Genomic DNA, 829 nt, shown 5'->3' with positions numbered 1-829 from the left:
ACGGTGCAGACGACCGAAGCCAAGCGCGTCATCACCGTGCGCACCGCCTCCTTCGCGTCCGCCGCGGAAGGCGGCTCGGCGGCGATCGAGAGCGTCTCGGCTGCCGCCAACCCGGGCGTTTCCTCCTTCGTCGCCGATGCGCTGTCGTCGTCGGACCGCCCGGAGCTGACGTCTGCCAAGATCATCATCTCCGGTGGCCGTGCGCTCGGTTCTTCCGAGAAGTTCAGGCAAGTGATCCTGCCGGTTGCCGACAAGCTCGGCGCTGCCGTCGGCGCTTCACGCGCTGCGGTCGACGCCGGTTACGCGCCGAACGACTGGCAGGTCGGCCAGACCGGCAAGGTGGTCGCGCCCGATCTCTACATCGCCTGCGGCATCTCCGGTGCCATCCAGCACCTCGCCGGCATGAAGGACTCGAAGGTCATCGTCGCCATCAACAAGGACGAAGAGGCACCGATCTTCCAGGTCGTCGACTACGGCCTGGTTGCCGATCTCTTCGACGCTCTGCCGGAACTCGAAAAAGCACTTTGAAGCGAACATGTCCAAGATGAGTGATCTGCCCGAACGCGAGAGCATGGAGTTCGACGTTGTGATCGTGGGTGCGGGGCCGGCGGGTCTTGCCGCGGCGATCCGGCTGAAGCAGGTCAATCCGGAGCTTTCGGTCGTCGTCTTGGAAAAGGGCGCCGAAGTCGGTGCGCATATCCTGTCGGGCGCCGTCGTCGATCCCATCGGCATCGACCGGCTGCTGCCGGACTGGCGCGCCGACGCCGACCATCCGTTCAAGACCGAGGTGACGGACGATCACTTCCTGTTGTTGGGACCCGCGGGCTCA

2 protein-coding genes are annotated in these 829 nt (G+C 65.3%); both read left to right on the top strand.

Features of this window, described 5'->3' with window-relative positions:
* On the top strand, positions 1-528 hold a 528-nt coding region (locus ASE71_RS36715; protein WP_244497352.1), incomplete at its 5' end, for an electron transfer flavoprotein subunit alpha/FixB family protein.
* Positions 529-535: 7 nt separating this feature from the next.
* The coding region (locus ASE71_RS36710) for an NAD(P)/FAD-dependent oxidoreductase (RefSeq protein WP_244497351.1) at positions 536-829 on the top strand (294 nt) is incomplete at its 3' end.

The sequence above is a fragment of the Ensifer sp. Root954 genome, from assembly GCF_001429005.1.
GTDB classification, from domain to species: domain Bacteria; phylum Pseudomonadota; class Alphaproteobacteria; order Rhizobiales; family Rhizobiaceae; genus Ensifer; species Ensifer adhaerens.
Note: the sequence above shows the minus strand (reverse complement) of the source record. Positions and strands in the feature narration are given on the sequence as shown.